Origin of the sequence: uncultured Thiodictyon sp., assembly GCF_903828115.1 — a bacterium.
Taxonomy (GTDB): Bacteria; Pseudomonadota; Gammaproteobacteria; order Chromatiales; family Chromatiaceae; genus Thiodictyon.
The window spans coordinates 1-3,233 of sequence record NZ_CAIKKU010000568.1 but is presented as its reverse complement, the minus strand read 5'-3'; the positions used below and the strand labels follow the sequence as shown (position 1 = coordinate 3,233).

At 57.2% G+C, this 3,233-nt stretch carries 5 protein-coding genes and 1 pseudogene; 5 read left to right on the top strand and 1 reads right to left on the bottom strand.

Features of this window, described 5'->3' with window-relative positions:
* Positions 1 to 182: 182 nt before the first annotated feature.
* Positions 183 to 482 carry a hypothetical protein gene (locus tag QZY48_RS21320; RefSeq protein WP_295434940.1) on the bottom strand — a complete coding sequence of 100 codons (300 nt, stop codon included), beginning with the start codon at positions 480 to 482 and terminating at the stop codon, positions 183 to 185.
* Positions 483 to 746: 264 nt separating this feature from the next.
* On the opposite strand from QZY48_RS21320, the gene QZY48_RS21315 reads away from it, so the two are divergent.
* The 5 genes and pseudogenes from QZY48_RS21315 (at position 747) to QZY48_RS21295 (ending at position 3,232) form a co-directional block, all read left to right on the top strand.
* Positions 747 to 977, top strand: coding sequence for an addiction module antitoxin (locus tag QZY48_RS21315; protein WP_295434938.1), 231 nt, complete (start codon positions 747 to 749; stop codon positions 975 to 977).
* Positions 946 to 1,290 (top strand): type II toxin-antitoxin system PemK/MazF family toxin, encoded by a 345-nt coding sequence (locus tag QZY48_RS21310; protein ID WP_295434937.1) that lies wholly within the window; start codon positions 946 to 948, stop codon positions 1,288 to 1,290. The genes QZY48_RS21315 and QZY48_RS21310 overlap by 32 nt, the downstream gene beginning before the upstream one ends.
* A gap of 361 nt (positions 1,291 to 1,651) precedes the next feature.
* Positions 1,652 to 2,314: pseudogene (locus QZY48_RS21305) on the top strand (replication initiation protein); the annotation flags it as partial.
* A gap of 187 nt (positions 2,315 to 2,501) precedes the next feature.
* On the top strand, positions 2,502 to 2,762 hold the full coding sequence (locus tag QZY48_RS21300) for a UPF0175 family protein (protein WP_295434935.1): 261 nt from the start codon (positions 2,502 to 2,504) through the stop codon (positions 2,760 to 2,762).
* Positions 2,759 to 3,232 carry a DUF3368 domain-containing protein gene (locus tag QZY48_RS21295; RefSeq protein WP_295434933.1) on the top strand — a complete coding sequence of 158 codons (474 nt, stop codon included), beginning with the start codon at positions 2,759 to 2,761 and terminating at the stop codon, positions 3,230 to 3,232. The genes QZY48_RS21300 and QZY48_RS21295 overlap by 4 nt, the downstream gene beginning before the upstream one ends.
* The last annotated feature ends 1 nt before the right edge of the window (position 3,233 follow it).

The window sequence follows — 3,233 nt, the reverse complement described above, 5'->3', positions numbered from 1 at the left end:
CGGGTCGCGTCCGTCGAAGTAGTGGTAGGGGCGTCCCTGGTGGATCTCCGGCGCCCGCGCGTCGGTATGCACCACCAGCGCGGGGACGGCATGGAGCGACGCGCCGTAGGCCAGCAGATGACTGAGCGTGCTCTTGCCGGTGCCGCCCTTGGTGCCGAAAAAGGCCACGACCTGCATCGTCGTCAGGCGCGCGCGCGCGCTTGGTCGATCAGTTCGCGGATGAGTTGCGAGGCGTCTTGCCGCTCCCCCGTCGCGAGCATCCGCTGCGCGACCTCGCGTAATAGCCACCGTCGCTGCTCAGGGGTGATGCGTACGCTCAAGGACGCCGTGCCCTGCGGCAGGGTGCGGGGGCGCCCCAATGCCAGGTCTGTGGCCACGGAAGCGGATGCCGCCGGCGCTGAGGTTCCAGCTGCTTGTGGTGACATCTGCTGCGTCAGTTCGCTCAGGTCAAAGCCGATTTCGGCGCGTTTTTTGGTCGGCATACACTCACTCCTTATTTTTGCATGACAAAAATAATAAGATCTAATCTTAACGTATTTTCAACGGCGATAAAGAAAAATCCATTCATTTGATCGACACAGGGTGCGTTAAGCCACTCCCGCGAAGCTCGCCAGCCGCTTCCTATCAGATCTGACGGAATCCGTTCAGCACAAGCGCCCACTTACTGCTCCCCGTAGGGATCACTGGCACCAAGGAACGACAGATACTAATATACGTTATACGCATAACGCTTTATGGAGACCAAAATGCATAAACGGATGACGATTACGCTCGATGAAGCGGTCTATGAGGGTCTGTACCGGCGCGTGGGCAAGCGGCGGATGAGCCAGTTCATCGAGGACTTGGTACGGCCGCATGTGCTGGATACCAGTCTGGATGACGGTTATCGAGCCATGGCGGCGGATGCGGTGCGCGAAGCGGAGGCGCAGGAATGGTGTAACGCACTTGCGCGAGACGTTGCCGATGAAGCGCGGTGAGGTGTGGTGGGTCGAATTCGACCCGTCGGTTGGCAGCGAGATCCGCAAAACGCGCCCAGGGGTGATCGTGAGCAACGATGCGGCGAATCGGCATCTGGCGCGGGTCGTTGTGGTCCCACTGACCAGTCAGACCGGACGCCAGTATCCCAGCGAAACCTTGGTGACCGTGGCGGGCCAGACCAGCAAAGCGATGGCCGATCAAATCATGGCGGCGGATAAGTCGCGGCTGAAGCGTCGGCTTGGCGTTTTATCCAAGACGGATCTGCTGGACGTTGAGGACGCGATCAAACTGCATCTTGGATTGCCGATGTGAAAGACGAAGGGATCGAACTTGTCTGGGGCTGCGGCCTTTGATGGACGCCTCACGGTCCGCTCCGAGGTATCAGGATGGCGCGGAGCATCCCGACCGCTCCCCCTGCTGAACCTCTTTGACGCCCTTGCCGACCGCTCCGGGGTATCAGGAAAAATAACCGTCGTTTGCGACGCGCAAAGTTATCCACAGGCGAAGGAGATCGCGCGCGCGTTTTTAGTTTTAAATGTAATAAAAGGAGTAAATCGCTATAAAGGGAGGAAATGACGAATTGAAGGGGAGGGAATGACGAAATTTTAGGAGTCGTAAAAACCTCTCTTAAATAGTATTTTAGGAGCACTTAAAACATTTACCTTAATAGCCGATGGACAAGCAACGAGTTTGCAAATCGAACGCGCTGATTGAAGCGTCCTACCGACTCACCATCGGCGAGCAACGTCTGATCCTGTCCTGCATCGCCCAGGTCAGGCCACAGGAACCACTAACCGACGAACACATGTACCGCGTCACCGTGCAGGACATCGCACAACTGACAGAATCCGGCACAACGACAACCGTTTACAGGGACGTGAAGGAAGCGGCTGGACGTTTTTTTGAGCGCCGCGTGATGATCTACGGCGAGCCGAATGGCAAGGGTAAAAGGCCAGTTTTGGTGACGCGCTGGGTACAGACTGTCGCCTATATTGAAGATGCCGGACGTGTTGAACTCCGATTCAGCAAAGACATCATCCCTTACCTGACGCAGTTAACAGAGCAATTCACGCAGTACGCGCTATCAGATGTCGCCAAAATGACATCAAGTTACGCTATCCGCTTGTACGAATTACTTGTCCAATGGCGTGGTGAGGGCAAGCGAGAAGTGGCGTTAGAATGGCTTAGGAACGCCCTACAGCTTGCGGGCAAGTACAGCAGCATCAAGGATTTCAAGAAGTGGGTGATCGCCCCAGCCGTCGCCCAGATCAACGCGCACTCGCCGCTCAACGTGAGTGTCACGCAACGCAAAGCCGGTCGCGTCGTCACGCATCTGGTGTTCGCCTTCACCGAGAAAGCCCCGGCGCCAGACAAGCCAACGCCCGCGCCCGTGATCTATGGCGTCCCGATGTCATTGATCGAGTCCGACGCCCGACCGGGGGAGACCTACTCGCAAGCGGCCGCAAGACTGGCGAAGTCCGTGGCTGATCGGGAGACGATCAATCAATCAATGCGAGAAAACCATGAACATCTCCTTTGCCGTCAACGACGAGATCCTGTTGTCGCTGAAAGAAAATGCCCAGGAGTTCACGCGGGATCTGCGGTTTCTGTCCGCCTTGATGTGGTATCGCAAACAGAAACTGTCCTTGGGCAAAGCGGCGGAGTTGGCCGGTTGCGACAAGCTGGAGTTCATCGAGCGTCTGAAGCTCGAACACGAAGTCGTCTTCGCGTATGACGATGAGCAGATGCGCGAGGTGTTTGCCGACGTGGCCAAATTGCCATGACGGTCGTGGTCAACACGACGCCGATCATTTCCCTCGCCGCGGTCGGACGTCTCGATCTCCTGGAACACCTGTTCGGGAAGATACTCATTGCCGAGGCGGTGTACCAGGAGATCAAGGCCAAGCCGGGGTATGGCTACGATCAGGTCGACAGCGCATTCATCGAGGTGCGATGCATTCAGGGGCACTTGTACAAGCAATTCCTGCTCACTCAGTTGGATTCGGGAGAGGCCGAGACGATCATTTTGGCGAAGGAAGTCGGCGCCGAGTTCGTGATCATCGACGAAAATCTCGGCTACCAAGTGGCGAAGAACGCCGGCTTGACCGCGATCCGCACCCTCTCGCTGCTGCTGCGGGCCAAGGAAAAGGGGTATATCAAGCACGTCAAGCCGGTGCTGGAGGAGATGGTCGCCAAGGGACGCTGGTACTCCGAAGCGGTGTGTCGCGCCTTTTTGACCCAGGCCGGTGAATAAT